The 16,269-nt window shown below is 59.1% G+C and carries 11 protein-coding genes; 4 read left to right on the forward strand and 7 right to left on the reverse strand.

Translation table 11 applies throughout. The features are described 5' to 3' along the window. The first annotated feature begins 16 nt into the window (after positions 1 to 16). Positions 17 to 274 (forward strand): hypothetical protein, encoded by a 258-nt coding sequence (locus ACR0FE_RS13295; protein ID WP_480913203.1) that lies wholly within the window; start codon positions 17 to 19, stop codon positions 272 to 274. A 151-nt stretch (positions 275 to 425) separates the two neighbouring features. Next, positions 426 to 2,027 carry a dockerin type I domain-containing protein gene (locus ACR0FE_RS13300; RefSeq protein ID WP_480913205.1) on the forward strand — a complete coding sequence of 534 codons (1,602 nt, stop codon included), beginning with the start codon at positions 426 to 428 and terminating at the stop codon, positions 2,025 to 2,027. 24 nt (positions 2,028 to 2,051) lie between these two features. Here the strand turns inward: ACR0FE_RS13300 and ACR0FE_RS13305 are convergent, their stop codons facing one another. After that, a complete protein-coding gene (locus ACR0FE_RS13305) occupies positions 2,052 to 3,368 on the reverse strand; it encodes an HlyD family type I secretion periplasmic adaptor subunit (protein WP_480913208.1) in 1,317 nt (438 codons plus the stop codon). Next, positions 3,368 to 5,065: a type I secretion system permease/ATPase gene (locus ACR0FE_RS13310; RefSeq protein WP_480913211.1), complete on the reverse strand. Its 1,698-nt coding sequence runs from the start codon at positions 5,063 to 5,065 to the stop codon at positions 3,368 to 3,370. Before ACR0FE_RS13310 ends, ACR0FE_RS13305 begins: the two co-directional genes overlap by 1 nt. Before the next feature lie 535 nt (positions 5,066 to 5,600). On the opposite strand from ACR0FE_RS13310, the gene ACR0FE_RS13315 reads away from it, so the two are divergent. Continuing rightward, a complete protein-coding gene (locus ACR0FE_RS13315) occupies positions 5,601 to 8,045 on the forward strand; it encodes a GcvT family protein (RefSeq protein ID WP_480913213.1) in 2,445 nt (814 codons plus the stop codon). A 22-nt stretch (positions 8,046 to 8,067) separates the two neighbouring features. Here ACR0FE_RS13315 and ACR0FE_RS13320 read toward each other — a convergent pair whose 3' ends face one another. Next, positions 8,068 to 8,955 (reverse strand): LysR substrate-binding domain-containing protein, encoded by an 888-nt coding sequence (locus ACR0FE_RS13320; RefSeq protein ID WP_480913214.1) that lies wholly within the window; start codon positions 8,953 to 8,955, stop codon positions 8,068 to 8,070. A 217-nt stretch (positions 8,956 to 9,172) separates the two neighbouring features. On the opposite strand from ACR0FE_RS13320, the gene ACR0FE_RS13325 reads away from it, so the two are divergent. After that, entirely contained in the window at positions 9,173 to 10,528 is a 1,356-nt protein-coding gene (locus tag ACR0FE_RS13325) for an MmgE/PrpD family protein (RefSeq protein ID WP_480913215.1), read from the forward strand. 13 nt (positions 10,529 to 10,541) lie between these two features. Here ACR0FE_RS13325 and ACR0FE_RS13330 read toward each other — a convergent pair whose 3' ends face one another. The 4 genes from ACR0FE_RS13330 to ACR0FE_RS13345 are packed head-to-tail and all read right to left on the reverse strand — an operon-like array spanning position 10,542 to position 16,091. Next, positions 10,542 to 11,240 (reverse strand): maleate cis-trans isomerase family protein, encoded by a 699-nt coding sequence (locus tag ACR0FE_RS13330; RefSeq protein ID WP_480913217.1) that lies wholly within the window; start codon positions 11,238 to 11,240, stop codon positions 10,542 to 10,544. Between the two features lie 38 nt (positions 11,241 to 11,278). Beyond that, on the reverse strand, positions 11,279 to 12,346 hold the full coding sequence (locus ACR0FE_RS13335) for a pyridoxal phosphate-dependent aminotransferase (protein WP_480913219.1): 1,068 nt from the start codon (positions 12,344 to 12,346) through the stop codon (positions 11,279 to 11,281). Next, positions 12,343 to 13,995 carry a hydantoinase B/oxoprolinase family protein gene (locus ACR0FE_RS13340; protein WP_480913221.1) on the reverse strand — a complete coding sequence of 551 codons (1,653 nt, stop codon included), beginning with the start codon at positions 13,993 to 13,995 and terminating at the stop codon, positions 12,343 to 12,345. Before ACR0FE_RS13340 ends, ACR0FE_RS13335 begins: the two co-directional genes overlap by 4 nt. Continuing rightward, complete coding sequence (locus ACR0FE_RS13345; RefSeq protein ID WP_480913223.1) at positions 13,995 to 16,091, reverse strand: hydantoinase/oxoprolinase family protein; 2,097 nt, start codon at positions 16,089 to 16,091, stop codon at positions 13,995 to 13,997. The genes ACR0FE_RS13340 and ACR0FE_RS13345 overlap by 1 nt, the downstream gene beginning before the upstream one ends. Positions 16,092 to 16,269: the final 178 nt, after the last annotated feature.

A 16,269-nucleotide genomic window follows, 5' to 3' on the forward strand; every position in this document is an offset into this window, starting at 1 on the left:
CGTGGGGTGATCAGATATGAAGTTCAATTTCCAAGGCGTGGTAGAAACGGCGAGCACGGCGCTCGATACAGGTATCGGCGATACGGCTTTAAAAACGTTTAACGGGACTACGTGTCTTTACAGCGTGACCGGACCCGGCGGCGGTATTGCTGTCTGGACATTGGCAAACGGCGCGATTCCTCAACTTCAGGACACGCAATATTTCAGCGGTTCGATAACGTTTCAGGTCGGGCGCAGCGGGATGCCGGTGACACTTGGGGGCAGGACCGGCTGATTCTGGACGCCGATTCCGCAACGGGTCTGGTTGGATACGATCTGCTGGCTGACGGCTCCATCGGAACCTTGCGGGAAACAGGCACCCTGTCGGGCCAGTTGAATTTCTGGCAATTGCCCACGAGGACAGCGGCAATATTGCGACCTATCATGTGAGCACGGACGGATCGCTGTCATTGGCAGGCATCACCGCCGGACAGGCCGACTCGATGCAAAGCCTGAAATCCGGATCCGGACATTTCTTGATCACTGCGGATGCGGCCAGCAGTGTGATCTCCACCTACGAAATAGACGATACAACCGGTATTTTGACCACCGTGGATAACAGCGCCTCGCTGTCGACACTGGGCATTGCCACTCCGACAGCTATCGAAGTGGTGCAGGCGTACGGGCTATCCTGGGTGTTGGTGGCGGGTTCGGGCAGCAACTCTCTAAGCGTCATGAAGTTGGGCGGTGACGGACGTTTGACACCGACGGACCATGTTCTTGATTCCTTCGGCACGCGGTTTGAAACGGTTCAGGATCTGGCAGTCGTTGAAGCAAACGGGCGGGCCTTTGTTGTGGCCGGAGGTGGCGATGACAGGCTTACCCTGTTTACCCTGACACCCGACGGCCAGCTGATCTATCTGGATAGTTTCGCAGATACTCTGGCAAGCGGTTTGCAGAACGTCGAAACGATAAGCGTTGCGCAGGTCGGGGACGAGTTACAGATCCTTGCTGCCTCGCAACAGGAATCCGGCCTGACCCTATTGACTGTATCGATCGCCGATCTGGGGGTGGTCGACGAAGGGCTGGGCACCGTCAACGGAACTGCGCTGGATGATATGCTGACCGGCAGTATCCTGAATTCGACCCTTCTGGGTGGGGCGGGAGACGACATTCTGATCGCTGGCACAGGCGCCACAACGATGACCGGAGGTTCCGGCGCCGATATCTTTGTCATGAACTACGGCAGCGACACGACCACGATTATTGACTTCCAGCCGGGTCTGGACCGGCTGGATCTGTTCGACTACCCGCTGATGCGAACCCCATCGCAACTGACTTTCACCGCGACAGCGCAAGGCGCGCAGATTGACTACGTCAATGAAACCATTCTGGTTCACTCCGCAATTGGTGGCCCGTTGACCAGCGCCGACATCTTTGGGGCGGAGTTTGGCGGGCCTGACCATATCCCGGTCAATTTCGGCAATTTTGGCGGGCTCGTGCCTGACGGCTCGGGTGGCGTGCTGGGGGACATCACAGTCGACACACAAACGGCCAATCCTGCGCTGGCGGACGCAGAAATCAGGTTCACTCCAAACGGAGGTGGCACGATCAGTGTTTTTGCCGATGAGAACGGGCAATTTGATCTGGGCCTGCCTTCCGGCACGTTCCCTGGTCAATTCGATGTTGTAAAAAGCTATTCGACCGCCAGCGACCAGATAACCGCACTGGATGCGCTGCAGGTCCTGCGTTTATCCGTGTGGCTTGATCCGACCTGGGGGCCCGCCACGCCTGAAAACCTGATCGCGGCCGACATTACACAGGACGGAACGGTAAACGCTCTGGATGCGCTGGCGGTATTGCAGGTCGCTGTTGGTCTACCGACCACACATCCTGCGGAATGGGTGTTTCTGGACTCCGCTGCGGATCTTTCCGGGATTACCCCGACCAACGGAAACTATGCAACGGGCGCGAACGCTGTCGCCGTGGATGGACAATTTTCGGTCGACATGACCTCGATCCTGCTCGGCAATCTGGAAGCGGCCTGAAACCCGGCGCGATGATGCGCCTGGTTACTCGCGAAATGCCCGATTGAAATAATCGGCCATCGGCTTGATCAGATAGGACAGCGGCGTACGTTCATCCGTTTTGATCATCGCCTCAACCGGCATACCGGGAAGCAGAGCTTGCCCGTTCAGTCGTTCAACTTCGCCGTCGTCAGGGGCTACTTCGGTCCGGTAGAATGTAAATCCAGTACTCTCGTCCATGAAGGTGTCGGCAGATACATTAATCACATGACCATCGATCTCAGGTGTCTCACGCTGATTGAACGCCGGGAAGCGCAGGGCGACTTCTTGCCCGACATACAATTGATCAACATGCAGCGCATCCACACGCGCGGCAACCAGCAGTGGCGTGTTCTGCGGCACAACATACATCATCGGCTCACCGGGCTGAATCACCGATTGCAGCGCAAAGACCTGACTGTCATAGACTGACCCCGAGACCGGCGAACGGATGTCCAGACGCGACAAACGCTCGGTCAAGGCCAGCCTGCGTTCCGACAGTTCAGACACCTGAGCCTGTACTTCACGTAACGCGGTGATCGCCTCCTCCCGCCGGGTGGCGGTGAGCTCGACGATCTGAATCTCTGTTGCGGCGATCTGACCTTTCAGGCGGGCCACCGATGCTTCAAGACGACCAATTTCACCGGTCAGGCTGGCATTTTCACGTTGAAGGGCCGACACCCGGCTGGCCTGCGTCAAACCACGCTTTAGCAGGTTTTCCTGATCCTCCAACTCGTTCTGGATCAGATCGACCTGAGTGCGCAGCGACACCAACTGAGCCTGCGTGCCTTCGATCTCACTTTCGATCTGGGTGATTTGTTTGCCAAGTTGCTCTTTCTGCTGGGCCATCGTATCGATCCGCGCCTCAAAAAGCCTTTGTTGGCCATCAATCAAATCTGAATCGATTTTTTCTTTTTGCTGAAGGGCGCTTAGACTGGATGCCAAACCGTCTGCGTTGCTTCCGTCGCGTTCAGCCTCCAGCCGCGATTTCCGCGCCAGAAGTTCGAAAAGCTGAGATTCGACAATGCTTTTTTCCGAGGACAAAAACGTATCATCCAGCCGCAGGAGCAAATCACCCTCGGCGACGACATCGCCATCCCGCACAAAGATCTCGCCGACCACACCACCGTCGGGGTGTTCGACGACCTGACGGTTGCTTTGGACTTCGATCACCCCTTGCGAGACGATAGCGCCCGCCAGTTCTGTCTGCACCGACCAGAGCCCCAGTCCGCCGACCAGGATGGTCAAAGCAGAGAAACCGACAAGCGCCGGAACCGTAATGCGCCACGCCGGACGTGGATGTTGTTCAAGATTCGCCGCCATCAGCTGCCTACCTGATTGAATTTTCGTTTGATGGCTTCGGCGTTTTGCACAGCCGCGCTCAAAATCTCGTCCCGACTGCCGAACTTCACCACCTGACCGCGTTCGACCACGGCCAGATCATCGCATTCCGAGATTGCCTGCGGACGATGTGTCATGATGATCGCCCCCTTACCTTCGGCCTTCAGGCCACGAACGGCGGCATTCAAAGCCTCGGTTCCGTCTGCGTCCAAGGCCGAGTTCGGTTCGTCCAGAATCAACAGGACCGGGTCCCCATATAGGGCGCGTGCCAAGGCAATGCGTTGTTTTTGGCCACCTGAAAGCTGGCTGTCATTGCCTTCCAGAAAGGTGTCGTACCCTTTTTCCAGTGTCAGGATCAGGTCATGCGCATTGGCTTTCTTCGCAGCATCAACGACTGCCTCGGGATCGGGGTTTTCGGACATCCGGGCGATGTTCTCGGCCACTGTTCCGTTGAACAGGGTAACCTGTTGCGGCAGATAGCCGATATGCTGCCCCAGATCGTCCGGATCATACTGATCCAGCGTCGCACCGCCCAACCTTATTTCGCCGCCGGCCGGTTGCCACAACCCCAGCAGGGCTTTGGCAAGTGTCGTTTTACCCGACCCGCTTTTGCCGATAACTCCCAACGCCTTGCCCGGTTCCAGGCGCAGCGTGACATTGCGCAGTGTCGGTGTATCGGCACCCGGCGGAATGACGGTCAGGCGCTTGGCCTCCAATTTCGCTTTTGGCACCGGCAACTTGGTGCGCGGCATCTCAGGCGGGGTGGTATCCAGAAATCGGTTCAACGAAACCCAGGCCGTCCGCGCCTGCTGGATCATCCCCCATTGGCCCACCGCCTGTTCCACGGGCGCCAATGCCCGGCCCAAAAGGATCGAGCCAGCAATCATCGCACCGGGCGACAATTCATTGCGCAGCACCAGCCAGGCCCCAAGCGCCAGCATCGCGGATTGCAAAAACAGCCGCAGCGATTTGGTCAGCGAAGTAAAGCTTCCAGTCCAGTCGCTGGCGGAAATGGTCTGTGACAATGCACTCGACCGTTGCTGCAACCACCGCTGGGTCACAGCCCTCTGCATTCCTTGCGATCGGACTACTTCCGCGGCTTGCCTGGCATGTTCGGAAAACGAGTTCGCCTGCGCCGATGCCCGCTGTGCTTCCGCTACTTTGTTCCGGGTCAGAATCTGGTTGAGCAGAGCAATGAATATCAGCAGCGAACCGCCACCAACGGCCAGCCATCCAAGCAAGGGGTGAAACAGGAAGATCGCGGCCAGAAACACCGGCGTCCAGGGGATGTCCATCACCGCCAGAAGAATGGGGGACGCGCAGAGTTTCTGGATGATTTCGAGATCCCGCAACGCTGTCGCCGGTGCGGATCTTGTTTTCGGATCAAGCGATCGCCGCAACGTGGCGTCGAACACCCGTTCGTCCAAAGCGGATTGGAACCGGGCCCCGAACCGGGCGACAATCCTGCCGCGTGCATAATCCAGCATGGCCATCAAGACATAAAGCAGTGCAACCAGCAGGAACAGCGCCGTCAGCGTCTCGACCGCGCGGGATCCCAAAACCCGGTCATAGACCTGCAACATGAACAATGGCCCGGTCAGCATCAGCAGATTGACAAAAACACTGAACAGAAACGCGAGTGCCAGGAACGTCGTTCCCTGATTGCGGGTATTGCGCAATTCGTGTCTGGGGGACGCAGAAATTCTGAAATCCGGGTTCACAGTTCAAGCCTTTGCTGATTGCGGTACGCAGACGGTCCCGTCTGCAGCGTCCGGCATCTTAGAACGTTGTCGCGGGGCATAAAATGCGCCGTGTCGAAGATCGGCAAAAAACCTCTGACCAAAGTCATTGCAACCCCCTGGATGACTGGCGAGTCAAAGCGACTGCCTCTTGAACGCCACTATGACGGCGTATGCAGGACATGTCGAACCTATTGATACCAATTGCTGAATCTGTCGGGCATTTTCTTTTTGACACATCAACCCATTGAATTTGTGATGATCCAATAGCTTTGGTCCTGCATGTTCATTCTCAATCAGTATGCATGGAAAATCTCCGGGGCTTTGCCCCACAATATTTTGCAGGTCGAGCAACAGGTGATCGTTTAGTTTTGTCACGAATCGTGCCGTTATCCGACGAACGAGAAATGGTCGGATGACCAAAACCATGATGACTCAGAATATCTGACGTCTTTGATTTCGAGAAGGAACACCGATGAAGACGCACGCGCAGGCTGTAGTGATCGGAGGCGGCCTTGTTGGTTGCTCGATCCTGTATCACCTGGCCAAGCTGGGCTGGAGGGACGTTGTCCTGCTGGAACGGGACGAACTGACCAGCGGATCGACCTGGCATGCGGCGGCAAATATTCACGGGCTGCACGATAACAACAACGTCACCCGCATCCAGCATTATACAATGAACCTGTATAAAGAGCTGGAGAAGGAAACTGGACAGGGTTGCGGCGTGTTCCAACCGGGCTCGCTGTATCTGGCGCAGACCGAGAACCGTGAACACCAGTTGCGTCTGCAGGAGGCCAAAGCGCGGTTCTACGGGCTGAACTTTCACGAAATCAGCCGCGAGCAGGCCAAGGAGTTGCACCCACTGGCGCAGTTCGATGACATCCGTTGCATCATGTACGAACCCGACGGCGGCAATGTTGACCCTTCGGGTGTGACCCACGCCTATGCCGCAGGGGCCCGCGCAATGGGCGCATCGATCGAGCGGTTTTGCCCGGTCATCGGGACGGAACAACAGCCCGACGGTTCGTGGATCGTGCGCACCGAAAAAGGCGACATCCATACTCAATGGGTGGTCAATGCCGGGGGCCTCTGGGGACGCGAAGTCGCGGCGTTGGCGGGGATCGAGCTGCCATTGCAGCCGACCGAACACCAGTATTTCGTGACCGAGGCGATTAGCGAGGTCGCGAGCCTGGGCCGGCGTCTGCCCTCGATCGCCGACCGGGATGGCGAATACTACTTCCGCCAGGAAGGCAACGGCCTGCTGATCGGAGCTTATGAAAAAGACATGAAGTTCTGGGCAGAAAACGGTACGCCGCTGGACTTTGCCCATGACCTGTTCCCCGATGACCTGGACCGGATCATGGAGAATGTGATCCGCGCCACCGAGCGTGTGCCGGTGGCCGCCACGGCCGGGGTCAAGCGGGTGATCAATGGACCGATGATCTGGTCCCCGGACAGCAACGCGATCTGGGGGCCGGTCCCGGAGCTGCGGAACTATTTCTGCTGCACCGGCATTATCCCCGGCTTCTCGCAATCGGGCGGTCTGGGCTTGCTTGCGGCTCAGTGGATGATCGAGGGAGAGCCGCAATACGACATGTTTGCCTGGGATCTGGCCCGGTTCGGCGACTGGGCGGACAAGAAATTCACCAAGGCGCGGGTCGAGGACCAATATACCCACCGCTTCGCCATCCATTTCCCGAACGAGGAACGCAGTGCCGGGCGACCGGCCCGCGTGCGCCCGGCCTATGAGATGCAAAAGGACATGGGTTGTGTCTTTGGCCTGAACTGCGGCTGGGAACACCCGCTTTGGTTTGCAGATCAGCCCGGGGCGGTCGAAACCAACGGTTTCACACGACAGAACTGGTGGGAACCGGTGGGCCGCGAGGTGAAGATGCTGCGCGAGAGCGTTGGGGTCATCGACATCTCGAACTTTGCAAACTACGTGATCAAGGGACCAGGCGCCCATGCGTGGCTGGACAAGCTGGTCGCCAACCGGGTGCCGACCCAGGTTGGCCGGTCCTGCCTGACACCACTGATCTCGGTGCGTGGCGGTGTGGCCGGAGACTTTACCATCACCAAGGTGGCTGACGACGAATACATGATGATCGGCTCGGGCATGGCTGAACGCTATCATCAGCGCTTCTTCAACATGATCGACCTGCCCGAGAGCACCACGTTCGAGGTGGCGACAGACCGGATCGCGGGTTTCAACGTCGCAGGGCCCAAATCGCGTGACCTTCTGCAGCGGTTGACCAATGCGGACCTGTCGAACGAGTCCTTTCGTTTCATGCGATCGGCCACGATCGAGGTGGCAGGCGTGTCCTGCCTCGCGATCCGTGTCAGCTTTACCGGTGACCTGGGGTGGGAGTTGCACTGCGCCGAAGAGGACCAGATCAGGCTCTACTCTGCGCTGCTTGAGGCGGCGAAGGATTGCAATGGCGGCCCGGTGGGCGGCCGTGCGCTTGGGTCGTTGCGGATCGAGAAGGGCTATGGCTCGTGGGGTCGCGAGTATTCACAGGAATATTGGCCGCAGGAGGTCGGGCTGGCGGGCCTGATCAAGCTGGACAAGGATTTCCTGCACAAGGACGCCTATCTGGCCATCAAGGATAACGCCGCCCGCGAAGTTCTGTCGATCTTCGAGGTCGACGTAACCGATGCCGATGCGACAGGCGGCGAGCCGATCTTTACCCCGGACGGCACGCCAGTCGGTCGCGTGACCTCGGGCGCTTACGGCTATTCAGTCGGCAAATCCCTTGCCATCGGCTATGCCAACCCCGCTGTCGCCAAGCCCGGCGATACGGTCGATGTCTTCATTCTTGGGAAACCGCACAAGGCCAAAATCCTGGCTGAGCCGCCCTTTGACCCCGCAGGGCACCGCCTACGCGACACGGCCCCGGTTGTGGAAGAAGTCGGCGCATAACAAACAGTGCAGCTTGTTCCGGTCAGGTATTCATTTCAGCGGCAGCCTTCAAAAGCCAGTCCTGAAATAGCCTGACCGGAGGCGAGGCCGATTTTTCTTTGAGCTGCATGAAATAAGCCCATGGGCTTTCCAACTCAAAGCTAAAGGGTTCAACCAAAAACCCCCTGTCGACATAGGGTCGCGCAAGCGAACGGGGTAGTGCTATGCACCCCAGAGACTTGACCGCCATCTCCATTGCCAGGTTCGAAATATTGGTGCGCAAGCCGTCCTTTTGGTTCAGATCCGATAATCCGAAATGCTGCGCAATACGCTCCCAATAGGCGGGGCGACCCAGAATGTGGATCAGTGACGCATCCTGCAATTGGGCGGGAGAGGTCAGGGGCTTTCCATCGACTAAAAAATCCGGGGCACAGACCACGGCCAGCTTTTCAACCCAAAGACATCTGGCACCTTCCGCCACGTCTTCAGCATGATTGATCGTCAGAGAAATGTCGGAAACATTTGCGCCGACATCGGTCCAGACGGTGCCATGGACCGTCAGATCGATATCCGGATGCACGGCGTTGAAGCCCCGGATTACATCCGGCAACCAGTTTTCCGCCAGGCTGACAGGGCAGGACACCACGACCCGCCGCTTGTGCGTGTTCAGAATGACGGATTGCGTGGCCACGTCGATTTCGTTCAGGGCATGGCGCACGGATGGCAGATAGGCCTCACCCACATCTGTCAGGGTCAATGACCGGGCATGGCGAACAAAAAGCGGACGATGCAAAAATTCCTCAAGCGAGCGCACGTGGTTGCTGACCGCCGACTGCGTGCAGTTCAGTTCCTGCGCCGCGCTGGTAAAGCTCAGATGGCGCGCTGCCGCCTCGAACGAGCGCAGGAAGGTCAGGTGGGGCAAATTCATCATGGCAACGGTATCTCAGATGGGACGCAGAACCAAAGTGAAGCGCATACTGTGCACCTTCTTGTCCGTCAGCGACGCCTGAACGGTTCTTTTTGGTCCCGCAAAGATCGGAAAGTGTCGCAAAAAATCAAGGGCCAATGCCCCCGATAGTTTTCGTTCTGCCAATCGTAAACCCTGCTAGAATTTTCGGGAAGTCAAAAGAAAACGCCCGCAGGACACCGTGACAGACACCTTTCAAGCCGTTGCCGATTTCACACTGGGGCGCCAACCGCAGGACATTCCAGACTCCACTCTCAATGCGGCGGCTCTGATGCTGCTCGACACTTTGGGCATCGCCATCGGCGCTGGCCCCATGAAGGCCGGGCAAATCGCAAGAGACTGCGCGGCAGCCTTATACGGTGCCGGTGAACAGGGGCTAAGCGCACGCATGTTGTTCGATGGCCGCAGGGTCAGCGTGGCCGGAGCCGCTTACGCAGCCGCGACCCAAACAGACAATCTGGACGGTCATGACGGGTATAACCCGACAAAGGGCCATATCGGGGTCGTCGTGGTTCCCGCCCTGGCGGCACTGGCGGAAACGGTGCCCGATTTCTCGGGGCCTGAAGCGCTGGCCGCCGTGACGATTGGGTATGAAGTTGCCGGACGAGCCGGGATTTCTCTGCATGATACGGTCAGCGACTATCATACGTCGGGCGCCTGGAATGCATTGGGCGTGGTGGCGGTTGCAGCCCGTCTTCGCGGTTTGAGCGCTGAACAGATGCGGCAGGCAATGGGCATCGCCGAATATCACGGTCCGCGCAGCCAGATGATGCGCGAGATCGCTAACCCGACCATGTTGCACGACGGCTCGGGCTGGGGGGCGTTGGTGGGTATTTCCTCGGCGGTTCTGGCAGAAAAGGGCTTTACCGGCGCGCCTGCCATCACCATTGAGGCGAAAGAGGTCGCCGCGCATTGGCAGGACCTGGGCCATTTCTGGCAGATGGAACATCAGTATGTGAAACCCTATCCGATTTGCCGCTGGGCTCACGCTGCCATTGACGCAACCCGCGCATTGATGCGCGAAAACAACCTGAGCCATCAGGATATCGCGGCCATCCACGTGAACACCTTCAAGGAAAGCGCCTGCCTGTTCCGGGGCATGCCGGATGATACGTCCAAGGCGCAATACTCGCTGCCTTTTGCGGTCGCCACAATGGCGGCACATGGCCGGATCGGTGTCGAGCACATCACCGGCGCAGGTCTGTCCGACCCGCTGGTGGCCAGCATTGTCGAGCGCATCACGGTTGCGGAAACCGCACGTCACTCTGACCGCTTCCCGCAAAGCCGCACTGCCGATGTCAGCATAACTCTGACCGACGGACAGATGCTGAACTCGGGTGACGTACACGCGCGCGGCGGCCCCGAAGCGCCCATGGATCAGGACGAAGTTGTCGGAAAATTCATGGAATTCGCCAGCCCGTCGCTGGGTACAGAACGGGCCGCCGCCATTCGGGACGCGGTTCTCGGGCTCAACCACGCCGGATCGAAGTTTTCGGACCTTGGCGCACTGATCTACGACGCTGCAAACCGCACCTGAATAGGGGCGAAGATCAAAGCCACTCGAACAACTGGCCTGGTAACGCATCGTGACGCGGAAGATTCAGGGCCCGCATAAGGCAAAACATCATTGCCTGATTTGACGTCACCACCGGCTTTCCCAGCTTTTCTTCGATCCGGTCAATTGCTTCTACGGATCGCATGTCCGTGCAGCTGAGAACAATTGCCTGCGCGTCGGGATGATCGGCCTGACAGGCCAGATCAAAAACCTCATCCGGGGTCAGTTCACCCTGACCATAGTTCCCCAGTTCGCGGCCTATGTAAGCGCAACGAACGGTTTCGATGCCGTTTTGAGACATGAAATCAATCGCCTGTGCATTGATTTCCCCCAGGTAGGGTGAGGAAAACCCGACTTTGGCAGCTCCCAGCGCTGTAATCGCCGCAATCAGTGACCCTGCGGCGGTCAGAGAAAGCGCGCCCGAACCGGATTTGATCTGCCGCGCAAGATCCGCGTCAAATGACGGGCCATGAGTCAGCGTGGCAGAAGTGCAACCGTATAATACCGCGTCCGGCCGAACGCCCGCGATCATTCGCAGGTCGTGACTGATATCGGATGCGCCAAGTCCTGCCATCTGGTCCGATCCCGGAATCTCGTCCACGTCGTACCCACCCATGCGCTGGAAATGGACGGTGGTGTCCGGCGGGCGCATCAATTCCATATCCGGTTCCAGATTGGTATTGGTGAAGGGCACAAGGACGCCGATTTTGGCTCGTCTTCGTGTTTCGCAAATCATGATATCACCTTTTTTAGCACCGCCAGGCATCGATCCATGACCGGTGCCTCACATATGGTGGCGCGCAGGCAGTCGCTCAGCCCATAGCCGCCCATTCCGCGCATCAACAGATTTTCAGCACGCAGCGCCGCATCCGCACGTTGTGCTTCTTCGGTCGAGGCAAAACGCAGCAGGACGAAGTTGGTGTGGCTTTCGGGGACGTGCAGGCCCATGGCGCGGCATTGATCGGTGAAGCGGTCGCGAATGTCGGCGGTTCGGGCAATCACGTCCCGCATATGCGCCTGATCGCGCATCGCGGCGGTTGCGGCGGCTTGCGAGGCGATCGAGATATTGTTGGGATTCAGAAGCTTTCGTATCTCAGTCGCAATCGCCGGCGGGAAATACCCCCAGCCCACCCGAGCACCCGCAAGACCATAAGCCTTGGAAAACGTCCGCATGACCACGGTATCGCCCCTGTCAGTCAGGGCAAAAATCCCGGCGGGGTCATTGGTTTCGTCAGAGAACTCGGCATAGGCCTGATCCACGACCAGCAGAACATCTGCGGGCAACCCGTCCCGAAGGCGCAGAATCTCGGAGTTCGGAATCAAGGTGCCCGTCGGGTTGCCGGGGTTGCAGACAAAAACGATCCGCGTCTTGCGCGACATCGCAGCAAGGATGTCGTCAACGGATACTGTCAGGTCAATTTCGCGGGCCTGGACATAATCAGCCTGCACTTGCGCGGCAGCGGACGAGACGAACGCATATCCATAGTCCGTACCGAGAACCCGATCGCCAGGTTCGGCATAGGCCCGGATCAGGCAGCCAATCAGTTCCATCGATCCGGCGCCGCATAACACCCGCGCCGGATCCAGCCGATGGACATCGGCAATAGCGGCGCGCAGTTCCGGCCACTCCGGATCGGGGTAGAGTGGCAAATCACTCATTGCAGCCTGTCCCGCCGCGATGGCAGCGGGGCTTGCAGGAAAGGCACTTTCGTTCTGGGCCAGCGAGATGGTGTCCGCGCCGCCGAGATCGGCCAACGCATACGCCGCCATCGCGCCTACATGGGAAACCGGGCGGATCATGACACAACGCCGTAGGATTTGGCGCCGTCCTCGCTGATCAGGCCGCGTTTCAGATCCAGCGCAAGTGCCTGTGCGTCGCGTTCGGAGGGATCTCCGAAACCACCTCCGCCGGGGGTTTCGAAAATCAGATAGACGCCGCCATCGACCCGCAACTCGCCCTTGCCGGGAATGTCGCCTTCTCCGTCGCGGAAACGGATGCGCCCGGGTGCGCCTGGCCGTCCGCCCATACGCCCCAGGGCGGGGAACTTCAGCCGTTCGACCGAGAGGAATACGATGAAGGGTGCACCGTTGGCCGAGGTCATCTCGATCCGTTGACCCAATCCGCCGCGATACGTGCCTGCGCCGCCGGAATCGGGGCGCAGTTCGCGCCGCCAGATGATGACGGGTGCCACGCTTTCAGTGATCTCGACCTGTGATCCGAATACGCCCGAAGGGTAAGCAGTGGCCGACAGGCCATCCGCGTGTGGCCGCGCGCCGGTGCCGCCATTATGTACTGGTTCAACGGCGAACTCGCGTCCACCATCACGGGCCACTTCCGGCGCATGACGCATTGGCAGGTCGAACATGCACGAGGCACCTTCGGCCGGCACTGCATTGGGAAGCGCCTGATGCAGACACCCCAGCACCAGATCCGGCGTCACCTGTCCCAGCGTATGCCGCATGGCGACCGGCACCGGGCGCTGTGCATTCAGGATACAGCCCTTTGGTCCGTCCACGGTGAACGGTTCCAACGATCCGGCATTGTTGGGGATGTCAGAGCCGACGATGCAGCGCAACGCGAAAACGGTGTAGGCTGTGGCATAGTTGAGCGGCACGTTGATACCCTTGCGCGAACAACCCGAGGTGCCGGTGAAATCCACATGCATGCCCGATTTGCTTACGGTCAGGGTCGCGTGCAGTTCCAGTTCGTTCTCATAGCCGTCCATCTTCAGCGCGTTCCTGTAGACGCCTTCCGGCACTTCGGCGATCGCCTCAAGCGTACCGCGGCGTGAGGTGTCGATGATGTAGCTTCCCAGCCTGTCCAGATCGTCGATGCCGAACTCGTCCATCATGTCGACCAGCCGGGTCACACCCGCCTCGCAGCAGGCGATCAGCGCGTAGATGTCACCCTCATTTGCAATTGGCTCGCGGCTGTTGGCGCGGACGATGTCGAGCAGCAGCGCGTTCGGCACGCCTTCTTCGACCAGTTTGCAGGGCGGGATCAGCAGACCTTCGTCATAGATGTCCGAACCCTCTGGCCCCATGCCGAGGCCACCCAGATCGACCAGATGCGAGGTGCACGAAGTAAAGCCCACGACCTTGCCGTTCTTGAACGCAGGCATCATCAGCAGAAAATCGTTCAGATGCCCCGAGGCGAGCCAGGGATCATTGGTCATATAAATGTCGCCGAGCTTCATGTTCTGCACCGGGAAACGCTCGCGCAGATGCATCACCGCTTCGGCCATGGTGTTGATATGGCCCGGTGTGCCGGTGACGGCCTGCGCCAACATCCGACCATGAACATCGAAAATCCCGGCAGAGATGTCGCCACATTCGCGCACGATGGGCGAAAACGCCGCGCGGATCAGGGTTTGGCCCTGTTCTTCGACCACTGCCAGCAGGCGGTTCCACATCACTTGTAGGCGGGCGGGAGAATGATCGGCGGTCATCATGCGCCTCCTTTCTGGTCCTGGATCAGGACAAGGTTTCCAATGGCGTCCACATGCGCCGAGAAATCAGCCGAGACCAATGTTGTGGTCTGCGGTTCGGTGATCAGTGCCGGGCCATGTATCCGGTCGCCGGGTCTCAGGGTGTCGCGGGGGACAAAGCTTGCCTGCTTTTTCTGCCCGTCAACATCACAGGTTATGGGGCGCGTCTCGGAAGGTGTGATCGTGGTCAGATCAGGTGTTGTCGGAATATCCGGCAACTCGGCATCCGGCGTGGCAACGCGCACGGCCCAGTTCAGAATCTCGATCTGCATCCCCGGCACCGGGCGCGAGAACTGCTTGCGGTATTCCGTTTCGAACGCCGTTATCAGCGGGCCAATGTCATCAGCCGTTAGGGCACGATCGGGCAGGGGAATTTCGATCTCGTGGCCCTGACCGTTATAGCGCATGAAGGCAGTTCGCTGCGTTTCGGTGGCAGCATCCTCGGCCCCTTGTGCAACAACGCCGCTGGCCTCGGCAATCATGTCGGCGAACAGGGTGTTGATCCCATCAAAATCCAGCGTTTCCAGCAGCGAATAACGCGAGCGCACGATTTCGAAACTGACTGGTGCGAACAGGAAACCCACCGCCGAGCCGACGCCCGGATTGGGCGGGATCACGATCCGGCTGACCCCGGCCGAACGCGCCACACGGCTGGCGTGCAGCGGCCCGTTACCACCAAAGGCGATCATGGTGCGCGGACCCAGATCCTTGCCCGATTCCACGGCATGCATCCGGCCAGCGCTGGCCATGCTTTCATCGACGATCCGGCTGACCCCATCGGCCGATCCCGTCGCATCGGTGTCCAGGCGTGATCCGATCACACGGGTAAGCGCCTCTTTTGAGGCTTCGGCATCAAGCTTGATGTGCCCTTCGGCAAAAGTGTCCGGCACGATGTAACCCTGCGTGATGTCACTGTCGGTCACGGTTGGTTCTGTGCCGCCTCGGCCAAAGGCCACCGGGCCGGGTTCCGATCCGGCCGATTTCGGGCCGACGGTCAGGCGGCCCAGACGATCGACACCCGCGATGGAACCACCACCCGCGCCAATCTCGATCATTTCGATCACCGGAATGCGCACGGGCATGCCCGATCCCTTGATGAACCTAGCTGCGCGCGCGATTTCGAACTGGCGTGAGGTTTGGGGCCGGGCGTTATCAATCAGGCACAGCTTGGCGGTTGTGCCGCCCACATCAAAGGACAGAACATCGCAAATCCCAGCCCGCGCCGCGATGCGCGCGGCAAGGATGGCACCGCCCGCTGGTCCGCTTTCCACCAGTCGGATCGGAAACCGGGCGGCGGTTCGTACCGTGCACATGCCGCCCCCGGCGGTCATCATCAGAATCGGGCAGGTCACGCCTTCGGCCTCGAACCGGGCGACGAACCGCCTTAGATAGCTTTCCATCAGCGGCTGGATATAGGCATTGGCAACCGTTGTGCAGAGACGGTCAAATTCACGTGCCTCCGGGCTGACATCGGACGAGATCGAAACCGTCAGACCGGGGCGTTTCTCGGCTAGCGCATCGCGCAGACGCCGCTCATGGTCGGGATTGGCATAAGCATGCATCAGACAGATCGCGACCGCCTCGGCACCGCTGGCGTCTAGATCGGCCAACAATGCATCAATCGCGTCATCCTCCAAAGGGATCAGCACATTGCCATCCGCCGCCAACCGTTCACGAACGGTCAGCGCCCGTTCGCGCGGCACCAGCAGATCGGGCTTTTCCAGATTGATGTCATATTGCGAGTAGCGCCGCTCGTACGCGATCTCAAGGATGTCCCGGAACCCTTCGGTCGTCACCGTCGCCACAACAGCGCCGCGCCGCTCAATCAGTGCATTGGTTGCAAGGGTGGTCCCGTGAATGAACCCTGTTACTTCATTCAGGTCGTGCCCGGACTGTGCCATTACGCGCACCGCGCCCTCCATCGCGCCATCTGCCGGGTTCTGGTGCGTGGTCAGCGTTTTTGTCGAAGCCAGTATCGTCTCTTTACCGGATACTAGAACCGTATCGGTAAATGTGCCGCCAATATCGATGGCCAGACGCAGTCTTTGAAATGTCATGAAGTTTTCCGGATATGATCGTCACAGCGCAGATGAGCCCGGGCAGATGCCCGCGCTTCAGGCTGACGCGACCAGATCGCAACCGGTCGCGCGACGGTCCAGAGGGTTCAAGATGTGACTCGCTCTCATGCGATTGATTTTGCCGTCGCGCCAATGCTTCGACAAGCCGATTTGCGAC

This window comes from Ruegeria sp. K7 (assembly GCF_056531785.1).

What these genes read in the sequence shown, in the direction of transcription:
- ACR0FE_RS13305 (WP_480913208.1), bottom strand. Translation starts at nt 3,368, where the DNA reads ATGGCGGCGAATCTTGAACAACATCCACGTCCGGCGTGGCGCATTACG.
- ACR0FE_RS13295 (WP_480913203.1), top strand. Translation starts at nt 17, where the DNA reads ATGAAGTTCAATTTCCAAGGCGTGGTAGAAACGGCGAGCACGGCGCTC.
- ACR0FE_RS13315 (WP_480913213.1), top strand. Translation starts at nt 5,601, where the DNA reads ATGAAGACGCACGCGCAGGCTGTAGTGATCGGAGGCGGCCTTGTTGGT.
- ACR0FE_RS13340 (WP_480913221.1), bottom strand. Translation starts at nt 13,995, where the DNA reads ATGACCGCCGATCATTCTCCCGCCCGCCTACAAGTGATGTGGAACCGC.
- ACR0FE_RS13320 (WP_480913214.1), bottom strand. Translation starts at nt 8,955, where the DNA reads ATGATGAATTTGCCCCACCTGACCTTCCTGCGCTCGTTCGAGGCGGCA.
- ACR0FE_RS13335 (WP_480913219.1), bottom strand. Translation starts at nt 12,346, where the DNA reads ATGATCCGCCCGGTTTCCCATGTAGGCGCGATGGCGGCGTATGCGTTG.
- ACR0FE_RS13345 (WP_480913223.1), bottom strand. Translation starts at nt 16,091, where the DNA reads ATGACATTTCAAAGACTGCGTCTGGCCATCGATATTGGCGGCACATTT.